The following is a 20399-nucleotide window of genomic DNA, read 5'->3' on the forward strand; positions in this document are numbered from 1 at the left end:
GAATGAGGATATGTCAAAAGAGATAGCAAAAAAACGTATAGAAGAACTGCGTGATTTATTAAATACATTTAACTATCAATATCACGTATTAGACAATCCTTCTGTTTCTGATGCGGAATATGACCGTAATATGCAGGAGCTTATAAAATTAGAAGCAGAGAACCCAGAGTTTATGAGTGAAGATTCTCCCTCCGTTCGCGTTGGGGGGACTGTTCTTGATATATTTGAAAAAGTAACACATAAGTCACCAATGTTAAGTTTAGGAAATGCATTTAACGAAGGAGATTTACGTGATTTCGACAGAAGAGTACGTCAAGGAATTGATGGTGCGAATGTAAGATATATATGTGAATTAAAAATTGACGGGCTTGCCGTTTCGCTTCATTATGAAAAAGGACGCTTCATTCAAGGGGCGACACGTGGTGATGGTGTAACGGGTGAAGATATTACTCAAAATTTAAAAACGATTAAAGCTATCCCACTTCGTTTAAATGAAGAAGTAACGTTAGAAGCACGAGGCGAAGCTTATATGCCGAAGCGTTCATTCGTTAAACTAAATGAAGAAAAAGAGCAAAATGGAGAAGATGTATTTGCGAATCCGCGTAATGCAGCAGCAGGTTCAATACGTCAACTTGATCCGAAAATTGCAGCGAAGCGTAACTTATCTATGTTTGTGTATGGTCTTGCGAATGTAGAAGAAAAAACAATTCCATCACATAGTGAATCGCTTGATTTCTTAGGTGAACTTGGATTTAAGACAAATCCAAATCGCCGTACATGTGAAACAATTGAAGAAGTTATAGCTTATGTAGAAGAATGGCAAGAAAAACGTCCGCATCTTGATTATGAGATTGATGGAATCGTTATAAAAGTAGATGATGTTGCCCTTCAAGAAAGTCTAGGAACTACAGCGAAGAGTCCAAGATGGGCGATTGCTTATAAATTCCCGGCTGAAGAAGTTGTAACGAGATTAACAGGCATTGAATTAAGTGTTGGCCGAACAGGAGTTGTAACACCGACTGCAGAACTAGAGCCAGTGAGAGTTGCTGGTACGATTGTTCGTCGTGCTTCTTTACATAACGAAGATTTAATTCGTGAAAAAGACATTCGAATTGGTGACTACGTTGTTGTGAAGAAGGCTGGAGATATTATTCCTGAAGTTGTGAACGTTATTTTTGATAAGCGTACTGGTGAGGAAGAAGAATACCGCATGCCAACTCATTGTCCAGCATGTGAGAGTGAACTTGTTCGTTTAGAAGAAGAAGTAGCACTTCGTTGTATAAATCCAACTTGTCCTGCTCAAATTCGAGAAGGGTTAATCCATTTCGTTTCAAGAAATGCAATGAATATTGATGGACTTGGAGAACGTGTCATTACACAACTCTTTGATGCTGATTACATTCGTACATTTGCTGATTTATATGCATTGACGAAAGAGCAATTATTACAGTTAGAACGTTTTGGTGAAAAATCAGCAACAAACTTAATACAAGCAATTGAAAATTCTAAAGAAAACTCGTTAGAGCGATTATTATTTGGTCTTGGAATTCGCCACGTTGGAGCGAAAGCAGCACGTACATTTGCAGAGCACTTTGAAACGATGGATGAGCTTGTAAAAGCAACGGAAGAAGAACTAAAAGCAATTAATGAAATTGGCGAAAAAATGGCTCAATCTGTTGTGACATATTTTGATAATGAAGATGTATTAGAGTTATTACAGCAGTTTAAAGAGTATGGCGTGAATATGACATACAAAGGTATAAAAATTGCAGATTTACAAAATGTTGAATCTTACTTCGCAGGAAAAACGGTTGTTTTAACAGGTAAGCTAGAAGTTATGGGGCGAAGTGAAGCGAAGAAGAAGATTGAGGCATTAGGTGGAAAAGTAACGGGAAGTGTTAGTAAGAGTACGGATTTAGTTGTTGCAGGTGAAGCGGCTGGTTCGAAATTAGCACAAGCGGAGAAACATAATGTTGAGGTTTGGAATGAAGAGAGGTTCTTACAAGAGCTAAATAAGTAAGAGGTGCAAACTTACCATGAAAAAAATAGCATTAGCGGTATTAAGCCTTGGCCTACTTGTAAGTGGGTGTAGTGCAGGTGCCGACAAAGATGAAAAAGTGGCTGAGAAATCGGGGAAAGCAAAAGAACAATCAGTTGTTCCAAAATACGCTATTTCGGATGAATATTATAAGACGACTATTCCATTTGATGGTGGAAATGCACGTGGTTTAGTGGTGCAAGGGTTAAATAGTCGTCTTGATATAGATGAATTTGAAACAGGGTTAATGCGAATTGCAAAAGAATCATTTAGTACGAAAGATAATTTTTTAAAAGGCGGAAAAGCTCTAGATACTCAAACTATACAGATGCTTGTTAAAAGAAAACGTACAGATGCTGAACAAAAGGAACTAGAGGACAAATTAAAAAAAGATGCAGTTAAATTTCCTAATATAGGATTAAACCCTGCATTAGGAACAGGATCCGAATCACTAGAAGTGAAAAATAAAAAAAATCCAATATATATTTCAAATATTTTAGAGCATGATTATTATGTGAAAAAAGGCGATAACGGCGAGGAACGCGTTGGTATGGTAGTTGGATTAGCAATGAATTCTGTTCAATATTTTAACGAAGAGCATGGTTATCCACGTGAAGCTGCAATCCCGGATGAAAAGATGTTAGCTGAAGGGAAAAAAATGGCGCAAGAAATTTTGAAAGTCATACATCAAAAAGAACCTGAAACCAAAAATATTCCAATAACATTTGCGATTTATCGCCAAGCTCCAAAGTCTTCGCTCGTGCCAGGTAACTTTGTTTCTTATGCGAATGTTGAAAAAGGTAGTGAAACGGTTGAAGATTGGCAACAAATTAATGAAAAATATTATTTGTTCCCATCAGAGCAAGCGAAAACAGATAATAAACGTGAAGACCTTGCAAGAGTATCCAACTTTAAGGCAAAACTAAGCGATTATTTCCAAGGCGACTATACAGCTGTTATTGGTACTGGTATGTATAGAGATGATGAATTAAGAGAAATGAAGCTTGATATTCCTGTCCAGTTTAATGGAAAAGCTGAAATAGTTGGTTTTACACAATATGTGGCAGGGCTTGTTATGGAATACTTCCCGAATTATATGAAAGTACAAGTAACGATTAAATCTGTAGAACGCCCAGAAGCTATTATTATACGTGAAGCAAAACAAGATGAACCACTTGTGAAGATTTTAGATTAAATATGAAGGCTGTTCCTCTATGGAACAGCTTTTTTTCTTATGTAATTTTGTTATAATTTAAAATGTTGTAAAAAATAGGGGTAAGGGGTAAAGCTCATGGAAGAATTAAGTTTTCAAGTCATTATTTTATTAATTGCATTCGGTTTTTTAGCAGCTTTTATTGATTCCGTTGTTGGAGGAGGAGGGTTAATTTCGCTTCCTGCGCTTATGTTTGTTGGCTTATCGCCAGCTTCGGCAATTGCAACGAATAAATTAGCGGCAACAATGGGGACGTTTACGAGTGCGATGTATTTTATTCGATCAGGAAAAGTTGATTTTAAAATTGTAGGAAAGTTAATCCCGTTAACTATTGTTGGAGCTGTTGCAGGTGCTTTAGTAGTAAAATTTATTCCACCGGATATTTTACGCCCATTAGTACTTGTAATGTTGGTATTTATTGCTATTTATATTATTGCAAAAAAGAATTGGGGAAGTGTGTCTACCTATAAGAAGATGACGCAAAGAAAAACATTAATATTTTTCTTTGCTATTTTAATGATAGGATTTTATGATGGATTTTTTGGACCAGGGACAGGATCGTTTTTAATTTTTGCATTTTTATTAATTGGCTTGGATTTTATTCAAGCGGCAGCATCTGGAAAACTTTTGAACTTTGTTAGTAATATTGTATCTTTAATTACTTTTTTATTTTTAGATATAATTCATTTTGAATACGGTATTATCATGGGATTATCAATGATCTTAGGTGCTTATTTTGGATCGAAGTTTGCGGTTCAAAAAGGTGTTGGATATGTAAGGACTTTATTTTTATTAGTTACTATATTATTGATCGGGAAAAATGTTTTGGAATATACTCATATTTTGTAGATTCATACGCATGTATGAATCTCTTTTTTTTATTATATTTTAAAAATTTATTAATTTTTAAAATATAAGTCTAGGAATATTTGAATAAATCTAAATTATCGTGTAGAATAATGTTGTAAAATGTAAACGTTTTTCTAAGGGGAGGCTAAAAAAAATGGTAGTAGCATACAAACATGAGCCATTTACAGATTTTTCAGTGGAGGCTAACAAATTAGCGTTTGAAGAAGGTTTAAAGAAAGTAGAATCTTATCTTGGACAAGACTATCCATTAATTATTGGGGGAGAAAAAATCACTACAGAAGACAAAATTGTTTCTGTAAACCCTGCAAATAAAGAGGAACTTGTTGGTCGTGTTTCAAAAGCAAGCCGTGAGTTAGCTGAAAAAGCAATGCAAGTAGCGGATGAAACATTCCAAACTTGGAGAAAATCAAAGCCAGAAATGCGTGCAGACATTTTATTCCGTGCTGCAGCAATCGTTCGTCGCAGAAAACATGAATTCTCTGCTATTCTTGTAAAAGAAGCAGGTAAGCCATGGAATGAGGCAGACGCTGATACAGCAGAAGCAATCGACTTTATGGAATATTATGGTCGTCAAATGTTAAAATTAAAAGACGGTATTCCAGTAGAAAGCCGTCCAATTGAATATAATCGTTTCTCTTACATTCCATTAGGAGTAGGTGTTATCATTTCTCCTTGGAACTTCCCATTCGCAATTATGGCAGGTATGACAACAGCTGCTTTAGTTTCTGGTAACACAGTATTACTAAAACCAGCTAGTACAACTCCTGTAGTGGCAGCGAAATTTATGGAAGTATTAGAAGAAGCTGGCTTACCAGCTGGCGTAGTAAACTTCGTTCCAGGTAATGGTTCTGAAGTTGGTGACTACTTAGTTGATCATCCTCGTACACGTTTCGTAAGTTTCACGGGATCTCGTGATGTAGGTATCCGTATCTATGAGCGTGCAGCGAAAGTAAACCCAGGCCAAATTTGGTTGAAACGCGTTATCGCTGAAATGGGCGGTAAAGATACAATCGTTGTTGATAAAGAAGCAGATCTTGAATTAGCAGCTAAGTCTATCGTTGCATCAGCATTCGGATTCTCAGGACAAAAATGTTCTGCATGTTCTCGTGCAGTAATCCATGAAGATGTATATGATCATGTATTAAATCGTGCTGTTGAATTAACAAAAGAATTAACAGTTGCTAACCCAGCAGTATTAGGTACAAACATGGGTCCTGTTAATGACCAAGCTGCATTCGATAAAGTAATGAGCTATGTTGCAATTGGTAAAGAAGAAGGTAGAATCTTAGCAGGTGGCGAAGGAGACGATTCTAAAGGCTGGTTCATCCAACCAACAATCGTTGCTGACGTTGCAGAAGATGCTCGCTTAATGAAAGAAGAAATCTTCGGACCAGTAGTAGCATTCTGTAAAGCGAAAGACTTCGATCATGCACTTGCAATTGCAAATAATACGGAATACGGTTTAACAGGTGCTGTTATTACTAACAACCGTGACCATATTGAAAAAGCACGCGAAGACTTCCACGTTGGTAACTTATACTTCAACCGTGGATGTACTGGTGCAATCGTAGGTTACCAACCATTCGGTGGCTTTAACATGTCTGGTACAGACTCTAAAGCTGGTGGACCTGATTACTTAGCACTTCACATGCAAGCAAAAACTACTTCTGAAACTTTATAAGAAATAGTAGAGGAGCTCTTCACAGAATGTGAAGAGCTTCTTTTAAAATTGAAATCCTATATATTACCATCGTTCGAAGGGAATGAGCTAAAACCTATTAATAGCGGGATAAACATGTGAACAGAAATAAAATGATGAGAAAAGTTGACTTATTAGTCATATTTTTTAGTATTCATTTTGAGAATTTCCTGTATAATACAATTTGAAAGAAAATCTATGGTTCGACAAGGAACACTCCTTTCGGTTTTGCTCACTGAAAGGAGTGTTTTTTTATGTAGCTAAAAATTCTTGCGTGCTTATTACATTTGCATATACGCCATTTAAACTAGCTAAAATTGTATTGTGAATGTAAACAGCTGGTATAGTAGCGTTCTTAAAAGACAGGTCTTTTGTAGCACAAGCATCATGTATAACGGTACATTGAAAGCCAAAATCGAATGCAGCCCTTACTGTAGCATCGATACACATATGAGTCATCATCCCACATACAACGACATGTTCAATATTTAAACGTTTTAATTGCTCTAGAAGATTAGTTTCTCGGAAGCTATTTGGATAATGTTTGACTATAACTGTTTCTTCTCTAAGTGGACGTACGCTTTCGTGAATATGTACACCTTCTGTATTAGGTAGGAAAAAAGTAGCGTCATCTTTTATAGCTACGTGTTGGATATGAAGAATAGGTTCGCTGTTTGTTCTAAAGTGTTGTAATAACTGATTAGCATATTCGCTTGCTTCTACTGGATTACGCAATTCCATCTTTCCATTTGGAAAATAATCGTTTTGAATATCGACGAGTAAAAGAGCTGTTTTCATATATTTATCTTCCTCCGAGTTTCATATTCAAATAAATTTATTCAATTCGTAGAGAGGATTCTCCTGTTTAAAAATATGAGGAAGAAGAATTTTAAATAACCTTGAAAGTTACTATTTTCTCATGAATTTTCATCTGAAAATTTTAATAAAGGAATAATTAATATTTTTCTAAAAAATGTATTGACTCTTATTATTCTGAGTTCTATAATGAGAATTAATTAAACGACAATTAAATCGATACATTCTTATCCAGAGAGGTGGAGGGACTGGCCCTACGATACCTCAGCAACGGGTTTTTTTAATACCGTGCTAACTCCAGCAAGCCATATAAAGGCTTGGAAGATGAGAAGATGTGAATGAGTACATATAAGTGCTCTCCTTCTTATCTTTATGGTTGATAAGAAGGAGAGCACTTTTTATTTTACCTCGAAAGCTCTGCTTCAAGTTTTTACAGCATATAGGAGGGGAAAAAATGATTTCTTTTAACAATGTAAGTAAATTGTATGAATCAGCTGGGCAATCTGTTCATGCGGTGGAGGATGTAACATTATCAGTTGAGAAAGGCGAAATTTTTGGCATTATTGGTTTTAGTGGCGCTGGAAAGAGTACGTTATTACGCTTAGTAAATATGTTAGAGAGACCGACGGCAGGAACGATTTCAATAGATGATAAAGATATTACATCATTATCGACGAAAGAATTACGTAAACTGAGACAAAGAATCGGAATGATTTTCCAAAGTTTTAATTTATTTAATTCAAGAACAGTATTTGGAAATATTGCTTATCCATTAAAGTTAGCGAAAGTACCAAAGAATGAGATAAAAGAAAGAGTAAATGAACTGCTGAAGTTTGTAGGGTTAGAAGATAAAGCAAACTATTACCCAGAGCAGCTATCAGGTGGACAAAAGCAGCGTGTGGGCATTGCTAGAGCACTTGCGACATCGCCAGATATTCTTATATGTGATGAGGCAACATCAGCCTTAGATCCAGAAACAACGACAGAAATTCTAAACTTATTAAAGAAAGTAAATAGAGAATACAATTTAACAATTCTTCTTATTACACATGAAATGCATGTTGTGAAAGAAATTTGTCACCGTGTAGCTGTAATGGAGAAGGGAAAAGTTATTGAAGAAGGAAAACTGTTTGATGTTTTCACGCAACCAAAAACAAAGACGACTCAAAACTTTGTACGTTCTGTCATTAATGATCATTTACCGGAAAGTGTTCTAGCGAAAATTCAAAATGGTGGTCAAATTTATCGTCTAACATTTACTGGTGAGGAGACAGGACAGCCGGTACTATCATATATCGCAAAAAACTATAACGTCGATGTAAATGTACTGTACGGAAATATTATTGAACTTCAAAATGTGCTATTTGGAAATCTTCTTGTAGAGTTGCAAGGTGAGCAGAGGGAAATTCAAAAAGCATTACAACATCTAAGACTGCAAGTGCAGCTGAAGGAGGTAGAAGCTCATGCGAGTTGATTGGAGTATATTTTGGCCGCGCATACTAGATGCGACGGGGGATACCCTCTTAATGGTAATTGTAACCCTTATATTTGCTACAATTCTTGGTATACCTCTAGGTTTACTTTTATATGTAACGAGAAAAGGAAACTTTTTAGAAAATAAATGGGTCTTTTCTATTCTTAACATCATAATTAATACAATTCGTCCGGTACCATTCATTATCTTTTTAGTAGCCTTAAGTCCACTAACAAGAAGTGTTATCGGAACGACGATTGGAACAGCAGCGGCAATTTTCCCGATGACGTTAGTCGCATCAATTGGTATTGCTAGAATGGTTGAAACAAACCTTGTTTCCGTTCCGAAAGGAGTAATTGAAGCAGCGCAAGCAATGGGCGCCTCGCCAATTAGAATTGTTTTTGAAATCCTTGTACCAGAAGCGTTAGCACCATTAATCTTAGGTGTCACATTTATGACAGTTGGTTTAATTGAATTTTCTGCAGTTGCTGGGCTTGTCGGTGGTGGCGGTCTTGGTGATTTAGCAATGACATATGGTTATCAACGTTTTGATACATCAGTTATGTTCGTAACGGTCGTGTTACTTATTATTCTCGTACAGATAGCTCAAAATTTAGGAAATTACTTTGCGAAAGTCTTGTTACGTAGATCATAAAAAGGAAGAGAGGAAAAGAAAATGAAGAAAATGAAGAAAATTTTAGCATTTGCATTATCAGCGATTGTAGGGATTTCGGCGTTAAGTGGCTGCTCGGATGCAGGAGCAAAAGAGAAAACAGTTCGCATTGGTGTAACTGGAACGGATGGAAACGCTTGGGAAATTGTAAAGAGAAAAGCTGAAAAAGAAGGGATTAAAGTTAAACTGATTGAGTTCTCTGATTACACAACGCCAAATAAAGCGTTAGCTGATGGAGATATTGAACTAAACTCATTCCAGCATATTGCGTTCTTAGAGCAATTTAAAAAGGAACATAAGTTAGATATTACAGCTGTTGGTACAACACAAATTGCACCAATGGGTTTATACTCTGAAAAATATAAGAAATCAAATGAAATCCCAGATGGTTCAGAAATTGCAATTCCAAACGATCCAACGAACCAAGCACGTGCATTAAAACTTCTTGATGCAGCTGGATTATTAAAGCTGAAAAAGGATTTTGGTCTATTTGGAGATCCAAGTGGTATTGCTGAAAATCCGAAGAAATTAAAAATTACACCGGTTATCGCACAGCAAACACCTCGTGTGTTAAAAGATGTAGCGGCATCAGTTATTAATAACGGTGTTGCTGGTCAAGCTGGATTAGATCCAGCGAAGGATCCTATTTTCTTAGAAGATCCAAAGAATGAAAATGCGAAGCCTTATATTAATATTTTCGCAGCTCGTACGAAAGATAAAGATGATCCAACACTGAAAAAAGTAATTGAATTATACCATTCAAAAGAAGTAACAGATGCAATTAAGAAAGAAACAAATGATGGTTCAATTTCAGTAGATCTTTCACTTGAGGAGCTTGAAAAAATCGTAAAATAATGATTGAGTTTAATGGACTAACAGAAGGAACCCCTCCGCTGTTAGTTCGTTCAACATATAAACTTAACAAACAAACCCTAATTCTGTACCTTCCAATTTTGTATAACGTAGAATCCAATGTTTGTTAAGTAGAGTAATGGACCAGGAGTTTTCCTGGTCTTTTTTTATGAATGAAAATAGCTAGCGAACAGTAAGGTAATCTGAAAAACCAATTGTTTAGATTGTTTTTTCAGATTAGGCAGAAAACTTTCTTTAAAATAGTATTCTTTTATGATAGATTTATAAATATAAAACTAGAATTTACATAAAAATCCATCATGGTAAATATACTTATCTATAATGGGTATACAGCTAACGAGGGGGAGAACGATGAGAAGACGTAATACGCAAGCGTTCACATTTTTAGCATGGACTTCATTTGTTTGTGCGCTTTCAGGTATGCTAATTGGGATTTATACGTTAGATGAAACGCTTAGTGTAAAAGGATACTATTTAATTGGAACATTATTTTTAACGATGTCTTGTTTTGTATTACAAAAAACAATTCGTGATAATGAAGAAGATAACGAGAGATTTCCAAAAAATAAACCGTTAGATAAAGAGTAAATTGTAAAGAAAGGCATTTGCCTTTCTTTTTTTATGTAAAAATGGCGTAAGTACTCTGTGTTGACTTGCTTGAAGTACTGAAAATTTGGTATCATCAATAGTATTGTAGATTGAACGATATATTATGGAGGTGGCCTAGCCGTGTCAAGAATTTCCGTTGAGAATGTAAAGCACGTAGCACATTTAGCACGTCTTGCAATTACTGATCAAGAAGCAGAAAAATTTCAAAAACAACTAGATGCAATTGTTACATTTGCAGAACAGTTAAATGAATTAGATACAACAGATGTAAAACCAACAACTCATGTATTAACTATGAAAAATGTTATGCGTGAAGATGTACCAGAAAAAGGTTTACCAGTTGAAGAAGTATTAAAAAATGCACCGGATCACAAAGATAATCAAATCCGTGTTCCAGCAGTATTAGAATAGAGGAGGGGAATTTCGATGTCATTATTTGATCATTCAGTATCAGAGTTACATAAGAAGTTAAACAACAAAGAAATTTCCGTTACGGATTTAGTAGAAGAATCTTACAAACGTATTGCGGATGTTGAAGATAACGTAAAAGCCTTTCTTACATTAGATGAAGAAAATGCACGCGCAAAAGCAAAAGAATTAGATGCAAAAATCGGCGCTGAAGATAATGGTTTATTATTCGGTATGCCAATTGGTGTAAAAGATAACATTGTAACTAACGGTCTTCGTACAACTTGTGCAAGCAAAATATTAGCAAACTTCGATCCAATTTATGATGCGACAGTTGTGCAAAAGCTAAAAGCTGCTGACACAATTACAATCGGTAAATTAAACATGGACGAGTTCGCAATGGGTTCTTCAAATGAAAACTCAGGATTCTACGCTACGAAAAACCCATGGAACTTAGATTACGTTCCAGGCGGATCTAGTGGTGGTTCTGCAGCAGCTGTAGCAGCAGGAGAAGTACTATTCTCTCTAGGTTCTGATACGGGTGGTTCTATCCGTCAGCCAGCTGCATATTGCGGTGTTGTAGGTTTAAAACCAACTTACGGACGCGTATCTCGTTACGGATTAGTAGCATTCGCATCTTCACTTGACCAAATCGGACCGATTACACGTACAGTAGAAGACAATGCATACTTATTACAAGCTATTTCAGGTATTGACCGCATGGATGCAACTTCTGCAAACGTTGAAGTTGGAAACTATTTAGCTGGTTTAACAGGCGATGTTAAAGGTTTACGCATTGCTGTACCGAAAGAATACTTAGGCGAAGGTGTTGGCGAAGAAGCTCGTGAGTCAGTACTAGCTGCTTTAAAAGTATTAGAAGGTATGGGCGCAACTTGGGAGGAAGTATCTCTTCCACACTCTAAATACGCTCTAGCAACGTATTACTTACTATCTTCTTCTGAAGCATCTGCTAACCTTTCACGCTTTGATGGCGTGCGTTACGGTGTTCGTTCTGATAATGTAAATAACTTATTAGATCTTTACAAAAACACACGTAGTGAAGGTTTCGGTGATGAAGTTAAACGTCGTATTATGCTTGGTACATTTGCTCTTAGCTCTGGTTACTATGATGCATATTACAAAAAAGCACAACAAGTACGTACATTAATTAAGAACGACTTTGAAAATGTATTTGCTAACTATGATGTTATTATTGGACCAACAACACCAACTCCGGCATTTAAAGTGGGAGAAAAAGTTGACGATCCAATGACAATGTATGCAAATGACATTTTAACAATCCCAGTAAACTTAGCGGGTGTTCCAGCGATTTCAGTTCCATGTGGATTCGGTGCTAACAACATGCCACTTGGTCTACAAATTATTGGTAAACACTTCGATGAAGCGACAATTTACCGCGTTGCACATGCGTTTGAGCAAGCAACAGACTATCATACAAAAAAAGCAAGTCTGTAAGGAGGCGAGCATAGATGAATTTAGAAACAATTATTGGTTTAGAGGTTCACGTTGAGTTAAAAACAAATTCGAAAATTTTCTCTGCGAGTCCAACAGAATTCGGAGCGGAGCCAAATACACAAACAAGTGTAATTGACTTAGGATACCCAGGGGTACTTCCTACTTTAAATAAAGAAGCAGTTAACTTTGCGATGAAAGCTGCAATGGCATTAAACTGTGAAATCGCAACGGAAACGAAGTTTGACCGTAAAAACTATTTCTATCCAGATAACCCGAAAGCTTACCAAATCTCTCAATTTGATAAGCCAATTGGTGAAAATGGTTGGATTGAAATCGAAGTAGACGGTAAAAAGAAACGTATCGGTATTACACGTCTTCATTTAGAAGAAGATGCTGGTAAATCAACGCATACAGCTGATGGTTCATTAGTAGACTACAACCGTCAAGGTATGCCTTTAATCGAGATCGTATCTGAGCCAGATATGCGTACGCCAGAAGAAGCATATGCATACTTAGAGAAGTTAAAATCAATCATTCAATACACTGGTGTATCTGATTGTAAGATGGAAGAAGGTTCCTTACGTTGTGATGCGAACATTTCTCTTCGTCCAGTTGGACAAGAGAAGTTCGGTACAAAAGCGGAACTGAAAAACTTAAACTCATTCACTTACGTACAAAAAGGTCTTGAGCACGAGCAAGTGCGCCAAGAAAAAGAACTGTTATCTGGTGGTATCATCCAACAAGAAACACGTCGTTATGATGAAGCAACGAAGAAAACAATCTTAATGCGTGTGAAAGAAGGATCTGACGATTACCGTTACTTCCCGGAGCCAGACTTAGTTGAACTTTACATTGATGATGAGTGGAAAGAAGCAGTTCGAGCTTCTATTCCAGAACTTCCAGATGCACGTAAAGCTCGCTACGTTGCAGAACTAGGCTTACCAGCTTATGATGCACACGTGTTAACATTAACGAAAGAGATGTCTGATTTCTTTGAAGCAACTGTTGCAGACGGTGCTGATGCGAAATTAACATCGAACTGGTTAATGGGTGAAGTACTTGCATACTTAAACAAACAACAAAAAGAATTAAAAGACGTTGCATTAACGCCTGCTGGTTTATCTAAAATGGTTCAATTAATTGAAAAAGGTACAATTTCTTCTAAAATCGCGAAGAAAGTATTTAATGAATTAATTGAAAAAGGTGGAGACCCAGAAGAAATCGTTAAAGCGAAAGGTCTTGTTCAAATTTCTGACGAGGGTACACTTCGTAAAGTTGTAACAGAAATTCTTGATAATAATGAGCAATCTATCGAAGACTTTAAAAACGGTAAAGACCGTGCAATTGGCTTCTTAGTTGGTCAAATTATGAAAGCTACAAAAGGACAAGCAAATCCACCGCTTGTTAACAAAATCTTACTTGAAGAGATTAATAAGCGATAATAGTAGTAACTTTTAAAGATTAAGCAGAAAAACACCCGTACATGGGTGTTTTTCTAGGTTAATCAAACGTTTGTTTAAATGAGACAAAATCGTTTAAACAAACGTTTGATTAACTGTCAAAAGTGGAAAAATGTTTGTATAGCAACTATGGTATGATAGTTGCAAAAAGGTGGGAATAATGATAAATCTAAACATAGAGGTTTTTTTCATCTCATGAAATAATAGATAGTTATTATTCGTTATATGTAAATTTTTATGGAAGAATGGATAGAAATAAAGTGAAACTTTAATCAGTGGGAGGTTCATCCAACACTGATTATTAGCCCTCACCAATCGGGCATTTACTGCCCGCAAATAGCGGGATAAATTTTGGGGTCAAATAAAAAACCATTGAAATGAATATTTACTTTTGATGGACTACACGAATCGGGTTCTTACTGCCTGTTTGAGCGGGATAAAAGAAGGATAGCAAGATGAGAGGAGGTAGGCATGGGAATACTGAATAGAAGTTCAGTATGTTCTTTTTCGATACATAAAGAAATTTCCTGTGCTAATAAATGATGAAGCGAGCAAGAATTATTTATAATCCTACTTCTGGGCGTGAGCTATTTAAGAAGAGCTTACCAGAAGTATTACAAAAATTAGAACAAGCTGGCTATGAGACATCTTGTCATGCGACAACGGGTCCTGGAGACGCTACTGTGGCGGCGAGGCAAGCTGCGGATCGTAAGTTTGATGTTGTTATTGCGGCTGGTGGCGACGGTACGTTAAATGAAGTAGTAAACGGTTTAGTTGGGCATGAATTCCGTCCGAAATTTGGAATTATTCCAGTTGGAACGACAAATGACTTTGCACGTGCAATTGGTGTACCTCGTTCTATTGAAGAGGCAGCAGATATTATTTGCGAAGGAAAAACAGTGCCATTAGACCTTGGTAGAGCGAACGATACATATTTTATTAACATCGCTGGTGGCGGTCGTATTACAGAATTAACATACGAAGTACCGAGTAAGTTAAAGACAGTATTAGGGCAGCTTGCTTATTACCTAAAAGGTATCGAGATGTTACCATCATTGCATCCGACATATGTTGAAATTGAGTATGATGGAAAGTTACTACAAGAAGAAATTACGATGTTTTTAATTACGAATACTCGTTCAGTAGGTGGATTTGAAAAGGTAGCACCGTATGCATCTATTAACGATGGGTTATTTGACCTATTAGTACTGAAAAAAGGTTCTATCGCTGATTTAATTAAAGCAGCAACACAAGCACAACGTGGTGAACATATTAATAATCCAAAAGTGTTATATACACAAGCGAACCGAATTAAAGTACATTCACCAGATAAACTAATGATTAATTTAGATGGTGAGTATGGTGGAGATGCACCGATGGAATTCGAAAATATATATCATTGTTTAGAACTATTTGTTCCTGAACATCAAGAGGATGCCCTGTAAAGGCATCCTCTTTTACTTTGTTAAAATGAATTGTAAATTGGGAGTTAGTTTGATTTTTATGGTATTTTTACAATTCTTTTATTTTACATCCATATTTTATTGATACACTGGAGGAGATAAGAAACGAGAGGTAGGATGCTATGGAGAAGGTAAAAGCAATATTATTTGATAAAGATGGGACATTAATGGATTTTCATTCAATATGGATAAAAGTAGCTGAAGAACTTGTAGCTGAATGTATAAGTTTATATCATTTACCAAGTACAATGCGGCAGACCTTATTAGAAGAGATTGGTGTAGAGGGAGCATTTGTTAATCCAAGGAGTGCAATAGCTGCTGGAACAAGCCTTGATGTAGCGAAGGGGCTTTGTAATTATATTGAGTCTGCTAGAGAAGAAGAGATGCATCAGTGGGTAAGTGAGAAGTTATTTTCCCTTATGTATGAGCATCGTTCGCATATGAAAATGACAGCAGACTTACCGAAAGTGTTACAGGCATTAAAAGATAAAGGATTTATATTAGGGGTTGTCACGGCGGATGATTTCGCACCAACAGAATTATTTTTAAAACAATATAAGTTGGAGAACTTTTTTGATTATATTATAGCCTCGGATACATTCCCTGCGCAAAAACCAGATAAAAAGATTATAGAAGTGTTTTGTGAGAAATTTAATTTAGAATCATGTGAGGTTGCGGTTGTTGGAGATACGCCAACTGATTTACATTTAGCTAAAAATGGCGATTGCTATGCAATTGGGGTGCTATCTGGTACAGGAGACCGTCCAACATTAGAACCACTTGCTGATTTAGTGTTAGATTCTGTTGGAGAGTTTATTTCTCAATCGGGTGAGTTTTTCTGGGAGAAAGAAGAGTCTAATGTGTAAGGAAAATAAGTCTATAAAGACTCTTAATGAGTCTTTATAGACTTATTTTTTATGCCTGGATACAAAGAATATAGGATAAATGCTAGAAAAGAAAGTTGGCATATATTTTGCAATAAAAAGAGAAAACAATGTAAAGAAAAGGATGGGGTACGCAATGAACACAAAAAAATTTGCTAAAGTAAATGAACAAATTCCAGGACCGAAAGCGGCATCTTTATTAGAACGCCGTCAAAATATAGTACCAAAAGGAGTAAGTAACGGCATCCCAACGTTTGTACGATCTGCCAATGGTGCTCTTGTAACAGATGTTGATGGCAATCAGTACATTGATTTTGCAGGAGCAATCGGGACAATTAACGTAGGGCATTGTCATCCAACGGTTAAAGAAGCGCTCCATAAACAAGTCGATCAATACATTCATACTGGATTTAACGTTATGATGTATGAGCCATATATTGAATTAGCAGAAAAGCTTGCGGCATTGGCACCAGGAAGTTTCGATAAGCAAGTCCTGTTTTTAAATAGTGGTGCAGAAGCAGTTGAGAACGCGGTGAAAATCGCTCGTAAATATACGAAGAGACCTGGTATTATCGCATTTTCTAAAGGTTTCCACGGGCGTACATTAATGACAATGACGATGACAAGTAAAGTGAAGCCATATAAATTTGGGTTTGGTCCCTTTGCTCCAGAAGTATATAAAGCGCCATTTCCATACGAATACCGTCGCCCAGAGGGATTAACGGAAGAGCAGTATGATGATTTTATTATTGAAGAGTTTAAGAACTTCTTCATATCGGAAGTAGCACCAGAAACAATTGCAGCTGTTGTAATGGAACCTGTTCAAGGGGAAGGTGGATTTATCGTCCCAAGTAAGAAATTTGTTCAAGAAGTACGCCGCATTTGTTCAGAGAACGGCATCTTATTTGTAGCGGATGAAATACAAACAGGCTTTAGTCGTACAGGAAAATATTTTGCAATTGATCACTATGATGTCGTTCCAGATTTAATTACAGTGTCTAAATCATTAGGTGCTGGTGTACCGATAAGTGGTGTCATTGGACGTAAAGAAATTATGAATGAGTCTGCACCAGGTGAACTTGGTGGAACGTATGCAGGAAGTCCATTAGGATGTGCGGCTGCATTAGCTGTTCTCGATGTAATAGAAAATGAGAAATTAAATGATAGAGCGATAGAATTAGGAAAAGTCGTAATGAACCGATTCGAAGAGATGAAAAATAAATATCATTGCATCGGTGATGTGCGTGGGTTAGGCGCAATGTGTGCATTTGAGGTCGTTCAAGATCGTAAGACGAAAGCACCTGACAAAACGTTAACGGCTAATCTATGTGCAGAAGCAAATAAGCGTGGGTTACTGTTATTATCAGCAGGGACATATGGAAATGTTATCCGTGTGTTAATGCCTTTAGTTATTACAGATGAGCAACTTGAAGAAGGTTTAACAATAATTGAAGAATCATTGCAAGCTTGTTATGAGCAAACAAACATCGCTCGCGTTTAAAAACTGAAGTATAAATAGCAAACATTCTAGTTGACTCTATATTAAATGCAGAAAATTCACTTTATAATAAAGGTAGTGAAGTGGATCGATGGATTTGAAGTTAGGGGTGGCTAGGATGGTTGCAGAAAAGGAACGAGTGTTAATGGATTTAAAAGATGTATTTGAATATGCGTTTGACGAAATTTTTGTTACAGATGAGCAAGGGATCGTTGTACGTGTAAATAGTACATGTGAAAGGCACTACCAACTAGCTGCAGAAGAGTTAGTTGGTAAGCATGTAAAAGAACTACAAAAGGATGGAATCTTTTATCCATCAGCGACATTAGAAGTGATTGAAAAAAAGAGGCCAATTGAACTCGTTCAAACTACAAAATCAGGAGAGTATTTACACGTTCGTACAAGGCCTGTTTTTGATGATGAGGGAAATTTAAGAAGAGTGATTAGTTATTCTCGCGACCTTACTGAACTCTATCAATTACGTCAAAAGGTAGAGGAAATGGATAATCAGCTAAAAACATATAAAAAAGAATTAAGAGAAACATATGAGCATGAAGGACTTATTTTTAAAAGTCTAGCTATGCAAAAAATAGTCGATACAATCAAAAAAGTATCTGTAGTGGATAGTACTGTTCTCGTTTTAGGCGAGACTGGAGTAGGAAAAAGTCGATTAGTACGCCATTTACATGAAGTGAGTCACCGTAAGCATGAAAGTTTCTATGAAATTAATTGTGCGGCATTACCAACTAATTTAATTGAATCGGAGCTTTTTGGATATTCAGGTGGATCTTTTACAGGTGCGAATCGTGAAGGGAAAAAGGGACTATTAGAATCCGCGCATAAAGGAACTCTTTTTTTAGATGAAATCGGTGAAATGCCGCTTGAAATTCAAGCGAAGCTTTTGCAAGTATTGCAAGAAAAAACATTTCGTCCTATAGGCGGAAGAGAATTAAAAAAAGTAGATGTTCGAATTGTGGCGGCAACAAATAGAGATTTAAGCGAGATGGTGAAAGAAGGAACATTTCGGAAAGATTTATACTATCGTTTGAATGTCATTCCAATTGCAATTCCCCCGCTTAGGGAAAGAACAGAAGATATTTTGCCGCTTATTTATCATTACTTGCAGCACTTTAATAAAAAGTACGGACGTGATGTGAAACTAGCGCCGAGTACGTTACAAATGTTTGTTGGATATCCGTGGGAAGGGAACAATAGAGAAATAGAGAATGTAATTGAGAGAATTGTTATTACTGTTGATGATGTTGTAACGGTAGAGGATTTGCCACTCTCTATGCAAGAGGCTGCAGTTGAACAATCGGGGCAAAGCCTTTATAAAATGCTGGAAGAGGTAGAGAGAAATATAATTCTTAAAGCATATAAAACGTATGGATCAAGTTATAAAGTGGCTGAGTTTTTGCAAATTAGTCAATCTGCTGCTACTAGAAAAATTAAGAAGTTCATAGAGGAGGAAGAAAACATTGGATAAAAAGGCGACTTTCGTAAGTATAGATAAAAAGGCGATGTATATAAATGGTGAGTGGATTACACTACAAGAACAAATTGAAGTAAATAATCCTGCGACGAAGGAAATATTTGCAACTGTACCAAAAGGCGGAGTAACAGAGGCAAAGCAAGCTGTTGATGCTGCACATGAAGCTTTTAAAACGTGGTCTAAGTTAACGGCAGCAGATCGTGCAACGAAGTTAAAAAAGTGGTTTACGCTTATTGATGAAAATAAAGAAGAGATCGCAGCGATTATGACGAAGGAACAAGGGAAGCCGTTTGCAGAAGCGCTTGGTGAAGTAAATTATGCAAACAGTTTTGTTGAATGGTATGCAGAAGAGGGGAAACGCGTATATGGTGAAATGATTCCTGCTGCTCATCCGAATAAGCGCATTTTAGTTATGAAGCAACCAGTTGGCGTTATGGCAGCTATTACACCTTGGAACTTCCCAGCTGCTATGATTACGAGAAAGGTAGCCCCAGCGCTTGCAGCAGGCTGTACAGCCGTTGTGAAACCGGCAAGTCAAACGCCATTAACTGCATTGAAATTAGCTGAATTAGCCCATGAAGCAGATATTCCAAAGGGCGTAATCAATATCATAACAGGTAGTGCAAAAGCAATTGCTGATACATGGATGGAAGATGGTCGCGTTCGAAAAGTGTCCTTTACAGGGTCAACGGAAATCGGGAAAGAGTTAATGGCTAGTGCGGCGCAAACGATGAAAAAAGTTTCGCTTGAGTTAGGGGGACACGCTCCGTTTATCGTAATGAATGATGCAGATTTAGATAAAGCAGTAGAAGCGGTGATTGGTTCGAAATTCCGTAATGCAGGACAAACGTGTATATGTACAAACCGAGTATTCGTTCAAGAAGAAGTATACGAAGTATTTGTAGAGAAGTTCCAAAAGGCAGTAGGGCAGTTGAAAGTAGGAGACGGTTTCGGTGACGGAACGACTGTCGGGCCACTTATTGATGAGAATGCAGTTTCAAAAGTACAAGAACATATTGAAGATGCTATTCAAAAAGGTGGAACAGTTTTATATGGTGGTCAAAAGGTCGCAGAGTTAGAGGGACATTTCATTCAACCGACTGTAATTGGGTTGGCAAATGATACGATGCTTTGTATGAATGAAGAAACATTTGGGCCAGTGGCACCAGTTGCGAAATTTAAAACAGTTGATGAAGTAATCGAACGTGCAAACAATACACCATACGGTTTAGCTGCGTATATTTTCACGAAAGACATTAGCCAAGCATTCCAAATTAGTGAAGCGTTAGAGTACGGTATTATCGGTCTAAACGATGGTCTTCCATCAGTTGCACAAGCACCATTTGGTGGATTTAAAGAAAGTGGTATCGGTCGTGAAGGAGGCCATTTCGGCATCGAGGAATATTTAGAAATTAAATATATTTCATTGGGACTATAAGTAGTATACTAGAAT

At 36.8% G+C, this 20399-nt stretch carries 16 protein-coding genes, 1 pseudogene and 1 riboswitch; of the genes and pseudogenes, 16 read left to right on the plus strand and 1 reads right to left on the minus strand.

Features of this window, described 5'->3' with window-relative positions; all coding sequences use genetic code 11:
• Positions 1 to 10 precede the first annotated feature (10 nt).
• The 4 genes from ligA to pruA all read left to right on the plus strand — a co-directional run bounded on the left by ligA (position 11) and on the right by pruA (position 5802).
• Complete coding sequence (gene ligA, locus BC_RS01740) at positions 11 to 2020, plus strand: NAD-dependent DNA ligase LigA (protein ID WP_000031450.1); 2010 nt, start codon at positions 11 to 13, stop codon at positions 2018 to 2020.
• A 16-nt stretch (positions 2021 to 2036) separates the two neighbouring features.
• Complete coding sequence (locus tag BC_RS01745; RefSeq protein ID WP_000717031.1) at positions 2037 to 3233, plus strand: CamS family sex pheromone protein; 1197 nt, start codon at positions 2037 to 2039, stop codon at positions 3231 to 3233.
• Between the two features lie 96 nt (positions 3234 to 3329).
• Entirely contained in the window at positions 3330 to 4100 is a 771-nt protein-coding gene (locus BC_RS01750) for a TSUP family transporter (protein ID WP_000391974.1), read from the plus strand.
• A gap of 154 nt (positions 4101 to 4254) precedes the next feature.
• Positions 4255 to 5802: an L-glutamate gamma-semialdehyde dehydrogenase gene (pruA, locus tag BC_RS01755; protein WP_000259555.1), complete on the plus strand. Its 1548-nt coding sequence runs from the start codon at positions 4255 to 4257 to the stop codon at positions 5800 to 5802.
• 250 nt (positions 5803 to 6052) lie between these two features.
• Here pruA and BC_RS01760 read toward each other — a convergent pair.
• A pseudogene (locus BC_RS01760) lies at positions 6053 to 6618 on the minus strand (cysteine hydrolase family protein).
• 242 nt (positions 6619 to 6860) lie between these two features.
• A riboswitch (SAM riboswitch) is annotated at positions 6861 to 6967 on the plus strand.
• Positions 6968 to 7090: 123 nt separating this feature from the next.
• Between BC_RS01760 and BC_RS01765 the strand changes: the two are divergent.
• The 12 genes from BC_RS01765 (at position 7091) to gabD (ending at position 20384) form a co-directional block, all read left to right on the plus strand.
• Positions 7091 to 8110 carry a methionine ABC transporter ATP-binding protein gene (locus BC_RS01765; protein WP_000622962.1) on the plus strand — a complete coding sequence of 340 codons (1020 nt, stop codon included), beginning with the start codon at positions 7091 to 7093 and terminating at the stop codon, positions 8108 to 8110.
• A complete protein-coding gene (locus BC_RS01770) occupies positions 8100 to 8765 on the plus strand; it encodes a methionine ABC transporter permease (RefSeq protein WP_001261865.1) in 666 nt (221 codons plus the stop codon). The genes BC_RS01765 and BC_RS01770 overlap by 11 nt, the downstream gene beginning before the upstream one ends.
• 30 nt (positions 8766 to 8795) lie before the next feature.
• On the plus strand, positions 8796 to 9638 hold the full coding sequence (locus tag BC_RS01775) for a MetQ/NlpA family ABC transporter substrate-binding protein (protein ID WP_033685432.1): 843 nt from the start codon (positions 8796 to 8798) through the stop codon (positions 9636 to 9638).
• A 369-nt stretch (positions 9639 to 10007) separates the two neighbouring features.
• Entirely contained in the window at positions 10008 to 10244 is a 237-nt protein-coding gene (locus BC_RS01780; protein WP_001254393.1) for a YiaA/YiaB family inner membrane protein, read from the plus strand.
• Between the two features lie 141 nt (positions 10245 to 10385).
• A complete protein-coding gene (gene gatC, locus BC_RS01785; RefSeq protein WP_000086999.1) occupies positions 10386 to 10676 on the plus strand; it encodes an Asp-tRNA(Asn)/Glu-tRNA(Gln) amidotransferase subunit GatC in 291 nt (96 codons plus the stop codon).
• 15 nt (positions 10677 to 10691) lie between these two features.
• The gene (gene gatA, locus BC_RS01790) at positions 10692 to 12149 is read left to right on the plus strand and encodes an Asp-tRNA(Asn)/Glu-tRNA(Gln) amidotransferase subunit GatA (protein WP_000051433.1); all 1458 of its coding nucleotides are present in this window, start codon (positions 10692 to 10694) and stop codon (positions 12147 to 12149) included.
• A gap of 14 nt (positions 12150 to 12163) precedes the next feature.
• Positions 12164 to 13591: an Asp-tRNA(Asn)/Glu-tRNA(Gln) amidotransferase subunit GatB gene (gene gatB / locus BC_RS01795; protein WP_001047685.1), complete on the plus strand. Its 1428-nt coding sequence runs from the start codon at positions 12164 to 12166 to the stop codon at positions 13589 to 13591.
• Between the two features lie 557 nt (positions 13592 to 14148).
• Positions 14149 to 15054: a diacylglycerol kinase gene (locus BC_RS01800; protein ID WP_000977679.1), complete on the plus strand. Its 906-nt coding sequence runs from the start codon at positions 14149 to 14151 to the stop codon at positions 15052 to 15054.
• A 140-nt stretch (positions 15055 to 15194) separates the two neighbouring features.
• Complete coding sequence (locus BC_RS01805; protein WP_000416671.1) at positions 15195 to 15938, plus strand: HAD family hydrolase; 744 nt, start codon at positions 15195 to 15197, stop codon at positions 15936 to 15938.
• Between the two features lie 154 nt (positions 15939 to 16092).
• On the plus strand, positions 16093 to 17457 hold the full coding sequence (gene gabT, locus BC_RS01810; protein ID WP_033685433.1) for a 4-aminobutyrate--2-oxoglutarate transaminase: 1365 nt from the start codon (positions 16093 to 16095) through the stop codon (positions 17455 to 17457).
• Positions 17458 to 17572: 115 nt separating this feature from the next.
• A complete protein-coding gene (locus BC_RS01815) occupies positions 17573 to 18940 on the plus strand; it encodes a sigma-54 interaction domain-containing protein (protein WP_000225134.1) in 1368 nt (455 codons plus the stop codon).
• A complete protein-coding gene (gabD, locus tag BC_RS01820; RefSeq protein ID WP_000358132.1) occupies positions 18933 to 20384 on the plus strand; it encodes an NADP-dependent succinate-semialdehyde dehydrogenase in 1452 nt (483 codons plus the stop codon). Before BC_RS01815 ends, gabD begins: the two co-directional genes overlap by 8 nt.
• The last annotated feature ends 15 nt before the right edge of the window (positions 20385 to 20399 follow it).

It is taken from the genome of Bacillus cereus ATCC 14579, assembly GCF_000007825.1.
Taxonomy (GTDB): Bacteria; Bacillota; Bacilli; order Bacillales; family Bacillaceae_G; genus Bacillus_A; species Bacillus_A cereus.